The 17,212-nt window shown below is 59.5% G+C and carries 7 protein-coding genes; all 7 read right to left on the bottom strand.

Features of this window, described 5'->3' with window-relative positions; genetic code table 11:
- Nucleotides 1–9: 9 nt before the first annotated feature.
- A complete protein-coding gene (locus ACRDD5_RS05995; RefSeq protein ID WP_438676195.1) occupies nt 10–1,197 on the bottom strand; it encodes an OmpP1/FadL family transporter in 1,188 nt (395 codons plus the stop codon).
- Between the two features lie 58 nt (nt 1,198–1,255).
- Entirely contained in the window at nt 1,256–2,362 is a 1,107-nt protein-coding gene (locus tag ACRDD5_RS06000) for a DUF4056 domain-containing protein (protein ID WP_438676196.1), read from the bottom strand.
- Nucleotides 2,363–3,493, bottom strand: a complete 1,131-nt coding sequence (locus tag ACRDD5_RS06005; protein WP_438676197.1) for a BamA/TamA family outer membrane protein — start codon at nt 3,491–3,493, stop codon at nt 2,363–2,365.
- Entirely contained in the window at nt 3,493–4,431 is a 939-nt protein-coding gene (locus ACRDD5_RS06010) for a hypothetical protein (RefSeq protein ID WP_438676198.1), read from the bottom strand. The genes ACRDD5_RS06005 and ACRDD5_RS06010 overlap by 1 nt, the downstream gene beginning before the upstream one ends.
- A gap of 28 nt (nt 4,432–4,459) precedes the next feature.
- Entirely contained in the window at nt 4,460–5,557 is a 1,098-nt protein-coding gene (locus tag ACRDD5_RS06015; protein ID WP_438676219.1) for a BamA/TamA family outer membrane protein, read from the bottom strand.
- 14 nt (nt 5,558–5,571) lie between these two features.
- On the bottom strand, nt 5,572–7,188 hold the full coding sequence (locus tag ACRDD5_RS06020) for a mechanosensitive ion channel family protein (protein ID WP_438676199.1): 1,617 nt from the start codon (nt 7,186–7,188) through the stop codon (nt 5,572–5,574).
- 106 nt (nt 7,189–7,294) lie between these two features.
- Nucleotides 7,295–16,972: an autotransporter-associated beta strand repeat-containing protein gene (locus tag ACRDD5_RS06025; protein WP_438676200.1), complete on the bottom strand. Its 9,678-nt coding sequence runs from the start codon at nt 16,970–16,972 to the stop codon at nt 7,295–7,297.
- Between the last annotated feature and the right edge of the window lie 240 nt (nt 16,973–17,212).

The following is a 17,212-nucleotide window of genomic DNA, read 5'->3' on the forward strand; positions in this document are numbered from 1 at the left end:
GGCTTTTCATTAAAACTGATAGCTGTAGTTCAGGCTGGCAAACCACAGATAAGGATTATCGTAGCTCCCTTTTAACAGTTCCGGCGACTGGACGCGGGACGATTGCATATGCAGATACGAAACCGCGAAGCCGACGTTACTTTGCGGCGTCACCTGATATTGTGCCCCGGTGGCAAAGCGCCACTCATCCCCGGTCGGTAAAGAGAGCGCGACGTCGCTCTGCGATTCATAGATCGAACTGTCAAACGCCACCCCGGCATTCACCCGCCACTGCTCTGTCGGGCGGTACTGCACCCCCAATGCCGTATGCCAGGTGTCCTTGAGACGGTTGGTCTTATCGAGATCCTGCCCGACCACCGAGATTTGCGGGCTGCCAAACTGGCTCCAGTCCTGCCAGCCCAGATCGCCCATTACCGACCACTGTTTATTGAGGTCATGCACCAGGCTGAGCATAATTTGCTGCGGGGCCTGCACCTGGGCCGATATCGGCAGATCGTATTCGACGTTCGGCAAATTCGGGAAGCGGGCTTTGGCATCAATATTAAAGTCATATTTGGTTCTGCTGTTCCAGGTTAATCCCGCCCGGGTCTGGTCGGTAAGTTCCATTAATAACCCTAGCCGGTAGCTCATCGCCCAGTCGTGATCTTTTTCAGTTTTATCATCCCCGGCAACGTTGCGGGTCAGTGACAGGAGACCGTAGTTAACGTTGACCGAACCGCCCAGCGAGACTTTGTCGCTCAGCTTATAGGCCAGCGACGGACTTAACGTCAGGGCGACCATGGCGCTTTTCTTGAGCAGCCGATCCCCGGCCCAGTTACCGTAGTCGGTCGCCAGGCCATAGTTACCGTACATCCCGATACCGGCATAAAAATCATCATTCAACTTTTGTGCGTAAAAGCCGCTGGCGTTCGGAAACACGTTCATGATATCGCCGGGACTTTGTCGGCCATTCTCATCATCAAGCTGATACGAAATATCCCCGTCCATCGCCTGCAGTCCGCCGGTAAACATGTGGTCCGGGAGCCGCGTCATCCCGGCCGGGTTGGTGACAATGGTAGAGGCATCCTGGGCGCGTGCCGCCTGCCCCGCCCCGGCCAGCGCGGTATCTTCGGTGCCAATTTCATAAAAATAGAGCCCGCTGGCGTAAGTTGTGGGGGATAAAAACAGACCGAGACAAACCAGTGTAGATTTATTCATTTGCCACCTGCTTGTTTGCGTTATTGATATCGTGCGCTCACCGCTGCGCTGAATTTAGCTATTTCTGAAACCGACTCAGCTGGGTTTTATCCGCCTCCTCTGCCTGAGTTGCCAGAGGCTGGAACTGAGACGGACCATAAAATGTTGTGGGTGGCGGGAGTGATTCCATCGACGCCCCCGGATAAATTTGCAGCTCGCCGAGACGCGACAATTGATATCCCGCGACTACGCTGGGCAGCGTGAGCATATACGGCGGTGTTTTTTCGTACGCCACCGGAGTCGGCAGCCGATTGTGGTCGAGATTATAGTTACGCTTCAGGACCAGGAATTTATCCGGCACCCGGCGTTTGCTGTTCCACCAGTCGCCGTCCAGCTCGCGGAACTTCCGTTCGGTTTCAGTGTGGGTAGCGACCCCAAGCTGCAGCAGCGCATGGTGTAATTCCGCATCCATCGCCGCGTTATAGGCCTCCACCGTGCCAGCCTTGCCCTGCAAAATCACGTTGATGGCGAGCCGCGCGCCTAACAGGTTGGAATACAAATCTTCCGGCGAAAACGCGGAAATCTCTTCTGAAAAGCCGGGAACCGACTGGAAACCGTACCACTGGGCTATCTCGTGCCACTGGGCCAGCTGAAACGCCAGATGCCCCGCCAGCCAGGCCGCCAGCGTGTAGCGCTCGGACATAGAAGATGGCGGTGTAAACGCATTGAGCTGTAGTCTGCGCACGCCCAACTCTTCACTGTAAAAATAGCGCCAGCGCTGGCCCAGTTCCGGCAGCAGGCGGGAGAAGATATACAGCGTGTTATCGGCGGTATCGCGCACATGGGCGATATCAATAAAGCCGCCGCGACGGGTGTAAATCAGGCCGTCTTTTTCTTCACTGAGCCCGACGATATTTTTAACCGCCCCGAGCGCGCTGTCGTTGTAGTGATGGCGGCCCAGCGTCTGCAGGGTAAGGACGTTACCAATCTGATACACCGGGATCGGAACCCCCACGGCACGAACGTGAAGGTCGTAGCCAAACGCGCAGCACGGGCGTAACGATTCCGGTGGTGCCAACTGGCTGACCACCGGGTACACCTTACCCGCGCGCTTGATGGGGAACAGATCCGCATCCGCACAGGCGAAACCCGCCACCAGCCATAACAGCATCAACCCTTTCCCCATTCAGAACGCCTCCGCAACCTGAAAATAAAACCCTGCACTCTCTTTGCCGAACCCCAGATCCAGACGTACGTTCATCGCCGGTTTGACCTCAAAGCGGTATCCCACCCCGACGGTAGGCAACAGGGGATGATCGTCCAGCGCGCGGATGTTATGCCCCAGCGCTCCCGCCCCCAGCCACAGCACATACCCGTGCCGCCAGTTCAGCTTGCGACGGTACTCCACCTGCCCGCTGACCACGTCGTTATCCCGGTAACGGCCCTGATAGTAGCCGCGCATCCGCCGATCGTCCCCGGCCATCGACAGCCGATCCCAGGGCACATCGCCGCGGGTAAAACGGCCCCACAGATCGAAGGCCAGCACCGCCTTTTCGTTCAGCGAGTGGTAATAATCGTACTGCAGCTCGGTGGCGTTGAAATGGCTGTCAGACCCCACCGACGGGTCGAACCAGGTGTATTCCACTTTTAAAAAATGCCCGCGCTGGGGCCGGGTGATCACATCCCGGGAGTCGTAATGCAGACTGATGCTGGCCCCTGATGCCAGAGGCGACGTCCCGGCGTCATAGCGCGTAAATGTGTCATCCGGTCGCGGATCGTCCACATCCGCCTGCAGGGTCGAAACGTCCCAGCCCGCCCCGAGGTACAGGTTTTGCACCACCTCCCGCAGGACGACCGGGTGCACGCGGATGGCGTTACTGGTGTACTGCTGTTCATTACCCTGCGCCGCGTCGTAACCAATTCCCCAGAACCCCGTCGGCACCCGGTTCACCGACCCGTCGATGAACAGCCGCCAGCGATCGTCGGTAAAAAAGGTGTAACTGTTCAGCCCTAACCCTAATGCGCCGCTGGAACTCACATACCCGGTAAACGACAGCGATGAGTTCTGGGTGGTGGTGTCATTCGGATCAACCCGGTAAATCCCCGCCACCGCCATTCCCAGCCCCAGCCGCAGCTCCGGGGTATAAAAGGGTCCCGGCAGCACGCTCCAGTTTATGCCCTTCTCGGGATCGTACTGATTATCGGCCCCCAGTTTACCGAGCAGTTGATCCACGGATTTTTGGTCCAGCGCCACCGCCGCAGATGGCCATGCCGTCAGCGTCAGGGACAGTGCCAGCACGACGCGGCAGGCCGCCATCAGAAACGGTACTCTCCCGCCACAAAGAAGCTGTTGCGCTGGTTAAAGCCGAACTCGGTAAGGACGTTAAAGTTCGGCGTCATTTCGAACTGGGTGCCAATCAGCATATTCCACGGCGAGGTCAGCTTCTGCTTCACGTCAAACCGCCCGTCACCACTCTGGTTGACGGAATTAATCAGCGGCTGCAGTTCGGCGGGCATATGCAGATCCGCCAGGCTGCCGCGGAACTCCTGCTGCACGTCCTGGTACATGGTGCCCAGCCACACCCCAAGGTGAGACTGTCCCGCCGGGCCCTGGAAGCTGAAGCGATACCCCACCCGTGGTGAAACTGTCAGCGCCGAGATTTTTCCATCAAGGATGTCGAAATCGGTACGGGTGTAGTTGGTATCCACCAGCGCAAACCAGTTCTGATAGCCGCCAGCAAGGGTGATCCCGGTGCCCCAGGTGGTGCCTTTGAAGTCGAGAATAAAATCGATATCCTGCAGTTCGCCGCTCTGATACAGCTGATGCACCGACGAGGCAATCACCCGGTCCACGCCGGTATAGCGCGAGGGATCCGCATCGACAGAGACGTTCGACACCGACGAACCGCGGGTATGGCCGACGATGCCGTAAATATTGAGAAACGGAAACACCCACATATCGAGGCGCAGGTTTTCCGTTTTGCTCTGCTCCCGCGTGTGCCCGGCATCAATGTTGAACATATCGGTCGGGATGGCGTGATTCCCCAACGCCAGGCCGGAAAAACCGATGCTGTCGACGTCAATGTTCTGGCGCATATTCATGTAATTAATCCCGATGCCAAAGGGCAACGGAATGGAATACCCCCGCGCCCTCGCCTCATCCCCCCAGATGGGAAAGGTGCGCTCTTCGCTCTCCGCCGCGCAGGCCACGCCCGAGACCAGCAGTAACGGCACCATCGTATTAGTCCATCTCATTGACCCTCCTCATTGATATCTCGCGCCATTACAGGCCAGAGCCCACGTTGAAATAGACCGCCTGCTCGTGATCGCTGAAGGCCACATCCACGCCGGTATGCAGCCCGTACTCACGGGCGATCAGATAGCGAAATCCGGAACCCCAGGCCACTTCGGCACGGTGATACAGATCGCCGGTACTTCCGGCGGCGCTGCCTGCGCCGACAAATCCCTGAACAATCCAGCGTGGCGCCACCTGCCAGCCAAGCTGCGCCTGAACGGTACTGACCGCATCGTCCTGATAGCGATAGCTGGAGATACCGCGCAACTTGATGTAGGGCCGCGCCATCGGCGGCAGGTGCGCATCCTGCTGAGACAACATTTGATAGTTTCCGGCCAGCGACAGGGTCCAGGTTGGGTTCAACGGCAGGAAGAACTTGCCGTCGAGCGTCAGCAAATCGTAGCGGTAATCCCCACCGAGAAACTGGCCGTAAAACTGGTATTCACCGCTCAGGGCGACGCCGTTTCCCGGCCAGAAGAAGTTATCGGTAGTGTCATATTCCGCGACGATCCCTAAGCCCGAAGTGGTGCTGCTCTCGCCCAGCACCTGCTGCCAGAGGCGGTCAATCACGGGGTTGTTCTTGGCCGAGATATCCATCTTTGCCCAGAACTGGGACGCGCCGACAAACACCGGGGAATCCCCCACCCGGAACAGCAGCTTTTGTGTGCCGCCATAGCCCTGGGTTTCGGTATTGATGGCTTTGTTGCGGCTAAAACCCGTGACATCACCGGAATAGATATCGAGATTGATATCGGCATACCCGGCTGCAATCAGATAGCGAATGTGGTCATCCTGCCAGGTGCGACGGTGCCCGCCGCCAACAAACCAGGTGCCGTTTTCGGTGCCGCCACCGCCAAAGGCGCTCATCGCCGGAGGAATAAACTGCCCGTCCACCTGCTTGCCTTTGCCGTGCAGAAACAGGCCAAACAGCCCGCCGCCATAGCCGATGGCCGGCTCGGTGATCACCACCGGGATCGGCAGAAAGCCATACGGGTTCTCCTGCAACTGACGGCTCATATCGAACATCCCGTCCTCGGGGTCGAACAGATCAACGGCCTGCACCTGGCCGCAGAGAAGCAGCAGCATCAGCAGCGTTCTGTTCAAGGCGTTTTCCCTTCAGGCGGCGTGGCAGGCGCGGTGTACCAGTTTTCTTTCGCCACCATCACCGCGCCTTCGGGCTGCATCACGAAGTTCGGCGACATGATCTGGATATTGAATTCGTTAAACACATCCTGAATATGGCTGTGAAGCTCATTGCGCGCCGCTGCCAGCGACTGCCCCGGCAGGAGCCGGACCTGCAACTCATACGAGATGTACCAGTCCATCAGCCCCAGTTGACGCACCAGCGGAGGCACGGAAAGGTCGATGCCTGCGGCCCGTTTGGCGGCCAGCTCCAGCATGGCGTGAACCTGGCGCCACGGGGTGTCGTAGCCGATGGTGACGCCCACCGTCAGGTTGATGCCCCCCTCCGGATTGAGCGCGCTCAGGTTAGTGATTTTGCCGCTCACCACCACCGCATTCGGTACCGTGACGACGTAATTTTCGCGGGTGATGATTTTGGTGGCGAGCATACCAATCTCACTCACCAGCCCTTCGTTGTCGGCCACCCGAATCACGTCGCCTTTGCGCAGCGCGCGGGAATAGATCAGCACCAGCCCGCTCATGGCGTGGTTCATCACCCCCGCCGAGCCCAGGGTCAGCATTAAGCCAAAGAAGACGCTGATGCCCTTAAAGGCCAGCGAGTTGGCACCGGGCAGGAAGGGATACGCCGCCGAAAGGGCGAACAGCCACACCACCACCGAGATCAGTTTACGCGTGGCACCGACCGTTTCAGGGTGAATGCCCGGCAGCTGCAAACGCCCGGCTTCCACCTGATTGAGCACCACTTTCAGCAGTTTGAGGATAAAGGCGGTAATCAGGAAGATGATCAGGACAATCATGATCCCCGGGAAAGCAGAGGCAATCGACAGGGCGATCCCCCGCAGGACGCGGATCGTCCAGTCGCCCAATGACGCCCCCCAGACGCGCGTCCAGGGGAACAGGCTGAACACCCAACTTAGCCAGGCGTAAAACGCGAGGATACCCAGTAAAATCATTAACAGGGCATACAGGCGCGTTTCGATGGCACCAATAAAGCGCCGCCAGCGCTGGGGCACCCAGCTACGATTCTCCAGAATGCGTCGCCGATAAAAGCGCCGCACCACGCGCCAGGAGCGCCAGGCGCCATACCAGAAGAGTACCAGTGCCAGCACACCCGCCACCGTTTTCAGCGTGGACAACGCGAGCCAGCCCGAATCATATTGATCGCGCAGGGCCGTGCGCTGGGCTTCCATCCGTGTCAGCACGCGCTGGGCAGCCTGATCGAGAGTCAGATCATCGCCTTCATCCAGATCCGCTTGCGCCAGCAGCATCACCGGTTTGCCGTTCATGACAATCAGCCTTCCCTGCTGGTTGTAGCGGGTGATCGGCACAATTTTCAGCGGTTCGCGTAAATCTGCCTCGGTGAAGTTGCGCAGCGTATTGCGGATACGCAATACCCGCTCTTCCGGGGTGGTGAGGCCAAACTTCGCCTGCAGCATCACTATCGGCTGGTGGAAGATGTAAACGGTGCGGGCGCGCTCCTGCTCAGTCGGCTGCTGGCGCGGTTCCGCCGCCTGCGGCGAAAAGGCCAGTGACGCGAGAAAACACGTTAATAAAGCGAGCAGGATCCTTTTCATCACCACCACCCAAACGCGACATTATTGTTATTTTTCAGGCCACCCACGCCACGGATGGCCTGTGCTTTTTAGAGCGTAGTCCAGCGTTTCGCTTTCGCCATCACCCTCAGAAACGGATCTTCATCCCCAGCGACGCAGAGATGTCCGCATCAAGGCTGGTTTTACCGCTGTTATCCCAGGTTTTGCCCACTTCGGTGTAGGCCTGGACGTCGTCCGTCACCGTCCAGGTGGCGCCAATTGCCGCTTCGGTGGCGGCGAACTGCTGGTTCGCTTTCAGGGTGGTTTTGCCATCGCTGTTGGCGGTATTGCGGTAAGTCACTTCGTCCTGGCCGTCGGTCAGCTCCTGCCAGTAGTTCACCCGTACGTAAGGTTTTACTTTGCCGTAGTGAGTGTCGTAGTCGGCGGTAAGACGCGCGCCGAGTCGGCCAATCACCGCGCTGTCGGCATTGACGCTGACCCGGGTTTTCGCGGCATCGTTGAGCGTCACGTCGTCAAAGTTGCTCCACTGCCAGATCAGCTGCGCCTGGGGCTCCAGCGCCCAGCCGGTGTCGCCGAAGTACCAGGGTTTGCCCACCTCCACCGACGCGGTAATGGTGTTGCCATCCGGGTGGTAGGTTTGATGATCGGTCATGTTTTTCAGATCAACCGAGTGATAGCCATACTGCAGAACGTTATCGACGTAGAAGCCGTCGGTATCGGTCCAGGTGGCATACCCGCCGAGGTATGTCGAGAAGGTAGAGTTGTACGCCGCCCCGCCGCTCATGCCGGTGTTGCCATCAATCGAACTGTCGATGTCCATAAAGGTGGTGTACAGCCCGGCGCGCCATTTATCGTTTTGCCACAGATCGAGCCCCATCTGCATCCCGCTGTACTGGCTGTGGCTGGTGCTGCTGGTCGCATCATCCAGGGTCTGATCGATGGTTTTGGTCAGGTAACGGGCCCAGAAGCGCCCCTCCTGATCCGCCGGATTGTCGGCCCGATACGGCTGCTCGTCGCCCTGACGCAGGTGCAGGGTACCGAGCACAAACAGATCGGCCTGGCGGATAATTGACGGCAGAGTGTCAAAGCCCGGCACGTCCGGGCGATAGCCCGCACGCAGGAACCAGTCCTCGCCCGCGCCGTTGAGATCCCCGGCGAAGAGCTGGTACTCCCAGGCTCCCGCCGTCAGGTAATCGGACCCGATATTAAAGGCATCTTTGGTGGTTTGCGCGGTGGTGACGCCGCCGTTAATCGCCTCGACCACCAGTATGCCGTCGCCTTCGGTCGGTTCCCCAAGCTGGCTGACGTCGATATCCAGCAGCGTGCTGCCGCTGGCAGAGCCGCCGTCGATCACCAGATGGTCCGCTACCCCTGGGCTGTTCTGCCTGGCGGCAATTTTCAGCGTCCCGTCAAGGCCAACGTAATCGCCTGCCACCGTCAGGGTCGATCCGACGTTGCCGCCGCGCAGATTGACCGTCCCCTGGTTCACCAGGTTGGCCACGGTCTGGTTATGCCCGCCGGTATCGAGTGTGCCGTTGCTGCTGACGATATGGCTGGAGGTGCTACTGAACCGGTTGATCCCCCCCGCCAGTAAGGTGCCATTTTCCACCAGTGTGTAGCCGGTCCATTTATTGAGGCCATTCAGCACCGTGGTGCCTTCGCCGCGCTGTATAAAATCACCGGTACCGGTAATGATGCCGTTAAGTTCCAGGGTATTGGCACGGTTAACGACCAGGGTGGCCAGATTCACCACGTTACCCAGCACGCTGCCGCGGGTGCCGCCGTCGCCCAACTGCAGAGTGCCGTTGCGGATGGTGGTTTCACCCTGGAAGCTGCTGTCCTGGGTCAGGGTCAACACGCCATCGCCCTGTTTGGCCAGATTGCCGCTGCCGCTCACCGCCGTCAGGAGCGAAACATCATTGCCGTTGGTATCAATCGCGCCGCCGTCACCGGCGAGCGTCACTTCACGGGCGGTATCAAACGCCGCACCGTAGCGCAGGGTACCGCCGCTCAGGACGATCGCCGTGCCCGCCGCGCCGAGGTTCGCATCGCCGGAGACCTGCAGCACACCGTCGCTGAGGGTGGTCCCGCCCTGATACGTGTTGTTGCCATTGAGTACCAGGGTGCCGAGGTCGGTTTTGTTCAGCCCGCCGCTGCCCACAATTTGCGAGTTAAGGGTGGCGGTATACCCCGCCCCGCGCAGCGTGCCGTCCCCGACGCGAATGATCGTATCGGCAGTATCGGTGGTGATCACCCCGTCGTTAATCACGTAGCCGTCGGTCATAAACTGCGCGCCGCTGATGGTCACCGCCCCGAGGCTGTTATCGACGCTAACGTTACCGGACTCGCCGCCAAACACCGCGAAGGCACCATCGCTGAACGGGGTGTTAAAGGCCCCTTCAGGGGAGGTCTGATCGGTGGTCCAGTTGTCGTTGCCGTTGCTGTTTTGCCAGATGCCGTTACCGCCATCGATTGTGTCGTTGTTTTTCAACGAACCGCCTTCGCCGCCAAAGCCGTCCCAGAAGCGCATGGTGTAGCCGCTACGGTTGACCAGGTTCACCTGCCCGTCGATCGAGGTCTGGACATACAGATCGTCCGCCGCTGCTGGCGCGGTGCCGATCTGCAGAATGTTGTTGGTCAGCGCGCCGCTATAGTCGATCACCCGATAGACGCCGACGTCAAAATTCCCGCCCGGGGTCTGGGTAATATTGAGCGTGCCATCGAGATTCAGATCGCCGTTCACCGTCAGGAGATCGTTCAGCGCCCCGCCCGGCGTACCGGATTGCCCGAACTGGAAGTCCAGCTGCGCGTTTTGCGCCAGCGTCAGACTGCCCATCGTCAGTTCCCCGACGCTGCCGAGCGTCGCGCCTGGGGTCAGATGGCCATTGTCGGCCACGCTGACGCTGCCGCCTAAGGTCCCGGCCCCGCCCAGCGTGGCTTCGGCGACTACATTGGTTGCCCCGGTAGCAGCACTCTGATCGCCGTTCACCAGCAGCACGCCCTGCTGCACCGAGGTCGCGCCGGAATAGCTGTTATCCCCGGTTAAGGTCAGCGTGCCGCTGCCAGTTTTCACCAGCCCGCCGCCGTTGCCGCTGATAAGCCCGCTGATAGTGTCTGCCAGCCCGAGGTTGCCTTCGGTCAGCGTCGCGCTGCCAAGATTGACGTTACCGGCCCCGGACAGGGAGCCGATGGCGGTGTTGCCTGCGGAATCGACCAGCGAAACGGTGCCCCCCGCGAGGTTAGCAATGCGCGCAGACGCCGCCTGGGCGTTAGCCGCAAAGGCCACGGTGCCGCTGTTGGTGGTCAGGCTGCTGCCCGCGTCGGCATTGCCTGACAGCAGCATCCGCGAACCGGCATCGACGTTAATGTTTGCCGCGCCGCCGCTGCTGATATCCCCCAGTTCAAGCGTCCCGTCAACCAGATTGATGGTGCTGCTGTCTGCCGTCGAGGCATCGTTAAAGGCCAGCGTGGACTCTGTCACCGTGAAAATATGCGACTCTGCCGCGCTGGCGTTGTTGACATTCAGGCGTGCCGCGTCGGTCAACGTGACCGTGCTGTCGGCCCGGCCCAGCGCGCCGGTGGCGTTGGCATTGACGGTCAGGGTGCCCGTGCCGTTTTTGCCGGTAATCGTGGTATCGCCCTGATAGCTGTTGGCGATATTAAGATCCAGCACCCCGTCACTGGTGCCTGTGGAGGTGTCTTTCACCGCCAGCGGGCCGTCGCCACCAATCCCGCCCTGCGGGGTAAACGTATGGCCGTAGACGTCGAAGGTGCCGCCCGCCACGCCATCAAGCACAAACAGGCGCTCGGTGGTGTAATCGGCCCCGCTCTGGAAGGTGGCACCATTTTTAATCAGCACAAAGGTGTCAGCATCGCCGAGGCTGCTGTCTTTCGACACCTGCAGGATGCCATTCCAGATTGCCGTCCCGCCGCTGTACTGATTATCGCCGTTGAGGATCAGACGACCGGGGTCGGTTTTCAGTAGGCGGATCGCACCGTCGTCATTGTTGTCCTGCACCAGATCGACATTAAGGGTAGTAGTGACATCGGCACCCGCTGCGCCGTCGCCCACGCGGATCACAAAGAAACTGTCGCCGTGGGTGCCTCCCACCGCATCGTAGCTGTTATCGGGCGCTCCCGACAGATTGGTGGCGACGATGTGCAGCTGCGAGTCCGGGTTGGCAGGATCGGCCGCCAGCACGTAGCCGTCGGTGGTGAACTGCATCCCGCTGGTAAGGACATCGCCAAAGGCATTGCTGACCAGCACGTTATCGGCCGCCCCCTGGAAGACGGCAAAGGCAGTTTGCGACCAGGGGGCATTGCCCACCCCGTTGACCTGGGTCCAGTTGTTACTGGTCCCGGAAATTAACGCGGTCCAGAAGCCAAATCCGCCGTCAACGATGCCGTTGCCGGAGGTGCCATCGCCGTGGTTGGTGGCATTAAGGTCACCGTCCCAGAACTGGAGTTGATCCGCGGGCTGCGGGAAATCCAGCACCAGATTAACCTGGTTGGCAATGTTGGTCTGAACGGCATACAGCTCGGCGTCGTTCGGCGGCAGCAAGCCAATATCCATGGTGTTGTTGACCAGCGCCCCGCCGTAGTTGAACAGACGATAAACCCCGGGCAGGAAGGTGCCGCCGGCGGTCAGGGCCACATTGACCACGCCGTCGAGGGTCAGATCCCCGGCGACGTTCACCAGATCGTTTAGCGCCCCGCCTGGGGTATAGGCTTCCCCGAGTTGGAACTGGCTGTCGGTGTCATTCGCCAGGGTCAGGTCGCCGTTGATCGTCAGCACCCCGGTGCCGTTGCCCCGGGCATCATCCCCCGGACGCAGCACGGTGCCGGTATTGAACACCACATCGCCCCCCAGCGTGCCGTAGCCGCCGAGGGTGGTGCCGGACTGTACGGTAGTCAGCCCGGTTCCGGTCTGCACACCGTTAACCAGCAAGGTGCCTTGTTCCACGGTGGTCGTTCCGGCATAGCTGTTGTTGCCACCCAGGCGCGTCACGCCGCTGCCCAACTGACGGAAGTCCCCGGATCCGGAAATCACGCCGTTAAGCGCCACATCGTCTGCACGGTTAACCGTTAACAGGCCGTTGTCGGTGATGTTGGTGGTGGTAGACAAACTGCCGGTGGTGCCGCCGTTGCCCAGCGCCAGCTCGGAATCGGGGCCGATCAGCGTATTGCCGGTGTAGGTGTTATCCCCCAGCAATGTCGTATTCCCGCCACCGATACGTTCCATGCCGCCGGAGCCCGAAATCACTCCGCTGTAGGTTTGATCCGCTGCGCCATCAAACGACACCAGGCTGGTAGCACCCGAGGTGGCGATGTTGTACTGGCGTATTGTTGCTTCGCCGCTGGTCATCGCGTTATCGCCGGAGCGTAATGTCGCCCCGTTATTGACGTTGATTTGTGCCGCGCCAGAGAGGGCCAGGTCATTCACCACGCGAATATCCGTTGGATCGCCATCCAGGGTCAGCGTGCTCCAGCCGGTACCGATGTTGGTGCCCTGCGTCAAATCATCTGCCGCCAGCGAGCCTATGTTTGCCGATCCGGAACTGCTGCGGGTGCTGTTAAAGGTCAGCGCGTTGTTGCTGCCGCCTTCGCTCAGCACATGGCCGACGCGCGACAGGCTGACGTTGCCAAAGGTGGCGCTGTCATTGCCATCCGCTCCGGTGAAGGTCACGCCCCCGGCGAATTCCCCCGCCGTAAAACCAAACTGATCATTTCCGCTGCCGAGGGTGATTTCGCCCTGGGTGGTGCCGGCGTTAATTTGCATCACGTCGTTGCCGCTGCCGGTCAACACCACTTGCGCCGTGTCGCTGGCAGCACGCAGCGTGCCGGTGTTGGTAATGGTGTTATTGGCCGTGCCGGAGGCATCGATCACCGTCGCGTCTTCGCTCTGGCTGATGACGGTCCCGGTGTTGGTGACCGTGCGCGCGGCGGCGCTGCCGTTCAGAGCAATCAGCGATTGCGCATTGCTGGTGCTGGTGCTGGTGATAGTGCCGCTGTTGCTGAACGCTGCGCTGTTCTGCGCCAGGATGGTGCTGCCGGTGTCGCTGCTGGTGGTGATAATACCGCTGTTGCTCAGGCTGCTGGCGTTGGTGGCGTCAATCGCCGCCCCCGCCGTTGCGCCCATCGTAATCGAGGTGCCCGAGTTAACGCTGCCGCTGGTGCGCGCGAGGATCCCGGTGCTGTCGGTGCCGTCACCGTTGATGGTGTAGCCGGTGCCGATGGTCAGGTTGCCGCTGGTCTGTGATCCGTCGGCCTGCATAAAGGCAAAGCCACTGCCGCTGCCCGCCACGTTCAGAACGTTACCGCTGCCTTCGGCGCTGAAGGTCACCGCAGTGCGGATCGCCGGGCCATCGCCCGAATTAATCGTCACGTTGTTGAGGTTGATATCACTGGCGCTGGCGTTGTTGTTAATCCCCGCCCCGGTTCCGCTCACGTCGATAGTGGTATTGCTGGCGTTGAAAGAGGACGCCCCGGTACTGTCGATGCGCACCCCGTCCGCACCGTTGCTGGCGGTGATCTGGTTCCCGGTGCCGTTGACGGTGAGCGTCGCTCCGTTGCCTGCCAGCTGCACCGCAGCCAGCCCGCCGTTGGCGGTGACCGTACCGAGCTGACTGACCGTCGCGCCCGCGCCCTGGACCCGCAGGCCGATGTTACCGCTGCCGCCTGCCCCGGATACGGTGATCGCCCCGCTGTTGTTCAGCAGCCCGGCATTCTGAATATCCACGCCAATGTTGTTAGTTCCTGCGACGCTGACCGGGGCGGTCACCGTCGCCTGGCCGTTATCATGCAGGATAATCCCGGTGCTGCTGGTGCCCAGCAGATCGATGGCCGCCCCGGCGTTTAACGTCAGATTACCGAGATAGCCAACGTTGTAGCCCACAATCCCCGACTGCCCGGCCGCCGAGGCGATGGTCGCATCAGAGGTAACAAGCGTTGCCCGCGCGAGGGGATCAATGGTGGCATCGATATTGTAGTTACGACCATCCACCAACACCGCCGTGGTGTTGTTTCCGGCCAGGTTTATGGCCCCGTCGGTGATTGCACCGTTAGCCCCGCCGGTCACTTTGACCCCGACCGCATTGTTGCCGGAGACGGTGATGGTGGCGGCACCGGTGGTTAATTGGGTCGCAACATCATCGGCAGGATCGTCATTGTTCAGGGAATCCACGCCGTTGGCGAAGACCCCGGTGGAGCCTGCTCCGGAGACAATAAGATTGTAACTGCTGCCGGTACCGGTATCGCCGTTAAAGGTCGCTCCGTGATCGACGGCGAACAGAATAGACTGGATTTGCGCGTTATCGGTGATAGTGGCGTTGGTGATATTAATGCTGGCGCCCTGGCCCCAGGCGTAGTAGCCGATTTGCTGCGAGTTCTGGAAAGCCAGCGAGGCATCGGCACCGATGTCGATGGTGGCGTTGCCGCGGGCGTGTACGCCGATTGCCCCTGCCGACAGCAGATTGATGTCTGAGTCGAGTGTGACCTGTGCGCCATGCGTGTTCAGCCCTTCGGCATACACCGCGTAGTTGCGATAGGTATAGGGCTGGGCATCGGTTCCCCCCGCATCCCCGGCCGTACCCACGATGATGTTGCTGGCAGCGGTTGAGTTCAGAGAAGCGTCTGCGGTTTGCGCCAGAACGTTCAGGGCGATGTTGTTGTCGCCATTAACGAAAATCCTGCCGCTGTTGGTGACCACCCCGCCATTGTCTTTCACATACATGCCGTAGTTGGCCGCGGCTGACATCCCGCCGTCTGAAGTGGGCGTTAAGGTACCCAGCACATTCAACTGCCCGCTGTTGGTCACGTCTTCGGTACCGCCGTCAACCAACATCGCGGCGGCGTTGCGGGTTTTAGACTCTAGCGTGATCGTCCCGGTGTTAACCATGTTGCCAAGGCCTGTGGTGTACATCCCGGCAGTTAAATCCCCGCTGCCGACCAGATTAATGGCCTGCGGTACCGCGATGGTGGTGATTGGCGCGCCGCCAATAAAAATGCGCCCGGCGTTGGTGACCGTCCCGGTGGAGTCACTGTAGATCCCGTACCCGCCCGCGCGGCCATCGGGGTTTCGACTGTTGCCGGTGAGGTTAATGATCCCCGTATTGGTGAGCGTACCGTTGTTGCCCACCGCCATCCCCCATGCGGTATGCGACGCGCCGTCCGTGACCGCCACGTTGATAATGCCCTGGTTGTTGAGCGTGGCGTTGGTCAACCCGACCATCCCCACGCTGCCGGCATTGCTCACATTCTGGTTGACGGCATCTTTCTCGAGGAATAACCCCGCGTTAATCACCCCGGTGTTGGTGGCATTACCATAGTTTGCCAGCATGGCGACGGACGTTGGGCTGCTGCCGCTGCTGCGCCAGGCATTGATAGTGCCGTTATTGGTGATAACCCCACCATCAAAGGCCTCCATCACCGCCGACGCACCGTCGACCGCCAGGCTGGAATCTGAGGTGACGGTCCCGGTTGCGCCGTTGCCGTTGGCATAAATCACGCGAAGATAATCTGAGGTCAAGGTGGCGTTGTTGTTGTGGGCCAGCCGGTCTTCCCAGACGTTATAGGTCAAATTTATCTGGGTGCTTTGTGCCTGACCGAGCAGCCCGGTGATGATGCTGTTATAGACCGTCTGCGCTTCAACCGCCGAGTCAATGACTTCCCCGTTCACTTCTGCCCCGGCCGTCAACCAGTACTGAATTTGCGGGCTACCGGCATAGGCGCCCTGCCCGGTGAGGTAGTTATTCACATCCGCAATATCATCTGAGGACGTAATATCAAAATTGCGGGTTCCCAGCTGGATCACCCGTCCGCCGGGCAATTCAGTGTAATTCGGTAACGTCAGGGTGTAGTTGTACTGAGTGCTCTGCGCGCCCACGCTCTGCTCTTGCGTACTCACCACTGCCGCAGGACGGAAATGGATGTAGTTATCAGACTGCCAGTTGACCGCGCTGGTGGCGGAGCCATCCCCGTCGGCGCGGGCCAGGGTAGAGTTTTTGGTCAGCAGATCGAGAGTATTGGCCGTCGCGGCAATCGGCGTGGTGCCGAGGGTGTCAGCGCCGATATTAATATTCGCCGTGCCGCCGTCCGTGCCCACCTCGACAATGCCAAACTGATTCATGATCCGCACGGAGTTGGGGTTATACACCGAGAGCTGCATATTGCCGACGGCGGTGTCGTCAGCGGAGACAAAGGTTGAGGAGTCGTAAATACTGATGACCTGGAAGCTGCCGTCCAGACCTGGCACCTCAACGTTGAGCTCCTGATTTTGCTGCGGGTTGGCCGGGTTTGGCGAGTAGGTAAACTCAGCGATATTGTCGGCGGTAATCGGCGTTACGGCCCCTTGCGAATCGGTCGCCGTGATGGTCAGAATGCGATCCCCTTCCGGGGCAATCGCACCCGGCAGGGCATTTACCACCGCCACGGCCCGGCCGGTAACGCCATTTCCCGTGGTGACATCCGGCATTTGCGGGATCGGGCCGAGAATATTAAGCGTGGTGCCTGGCGAATAATGATTCGGTAAAACCTGATTATCAATGCTGAATGCTATTCCCGTATCGATGACGGTATCAAAATTATAGGCGGGGTCAGTCGGGAATAAATAACTGGGATACGCTGTCGCCCAGTTCACATCATCTGCATACGCCACGCCGGATAAGCCAGAGAGTATTACCGTAACGGCGCTGGGGATTATCAGACGGCGAGGACTTTTTTTGCCGGAGTGCGCGGTAGAGAGTTCGCTGACTGCGACAAAACAGCCTGCAACGTGGCTCCATACATGACGATATATTTTATTCATAACAGACCCTGTTTAATCCATGGGTTTGAAATCGATGGAAATACGGAGAAAAGTTAAGAAACATTCATGGGAGTAGTACGATAAGATTAGCTTAATATTTAATTTTCACGAATAGTCACTATTGAAAAATCAAATAAATTACATTGACGAAGTGCTGATTATAATCTACCTGCGCTAACGTATTAAATACCTTGATCAATTTGAAAACAATTAGCCTGCACGCCTATTTATTTAATTGCG

It is taken from the genome of Silvania sp. (genome assembly GCF_051656365.1).
Classification (GTDB): Bacteria; Pseudomonadota; Gammaproteobacteria; order Enterobacterales; family Enterobacteriaceae; genus Enterobacter; species Enterobacter hatchlandensis.

Excerpts from the sequence above, each read along its gene's own strand:
- ACRDD5_RS05995 (WP_438676195.1), bottom strand. The coding sequence starts at position 1,197 with ATGAATAAATCTACACTGGTTTGTCTCGGTCTGTTTTTATCCCCCACA.
- ACRDD5_RS06000 (WP_438676196.1), bottom strand. The coding sequence starts at position 2,362 with ATGGGGAAAGGGTTGATGCTGTTATGGCTGGTGGCGGGTTTCGCCTGT.
- ACRDD5_RS06005 (WP_438676197.1), bottom strand. The coding sequence starts at position 3,493 with ATGGCGGCCTGCCGCGTCGTGCTGGCACTGTCCCTGACGCTGACGGCA.
- ACRDD5_RS06010 (WP_438676198.1), bottom strand. The coding sequence starts at position 4,431 with ATGAGATGGACTAATACGATGGTGCCGTTACTGCTGGTCTCGGGCGTG.
- ACRDD5_RS06015 (WP_438676219.1), bottom strand. The coding sequence starts at position 5,557 with ATGCTGCTGCTTCTCTGCGGCCAGGTGCAGGCCGTTGATCTGTTCGAC.
- ACRDD5_RS06020 (WP_438676199.1), bottom strand. The coding sequence starts at position 7,188 with ATGAAAAGGATCCTGCTCGCTTTATTAACGTGTTTTCTCGCGTCACTG.
- ACRDD5_RS06025 (WP_438676200.1), bottom strand. The coding sequence starts at position 16,972 with ATGAATAAAATATATCGTCATGTATGGAGCCACGTTGCAGGCTGTTTT.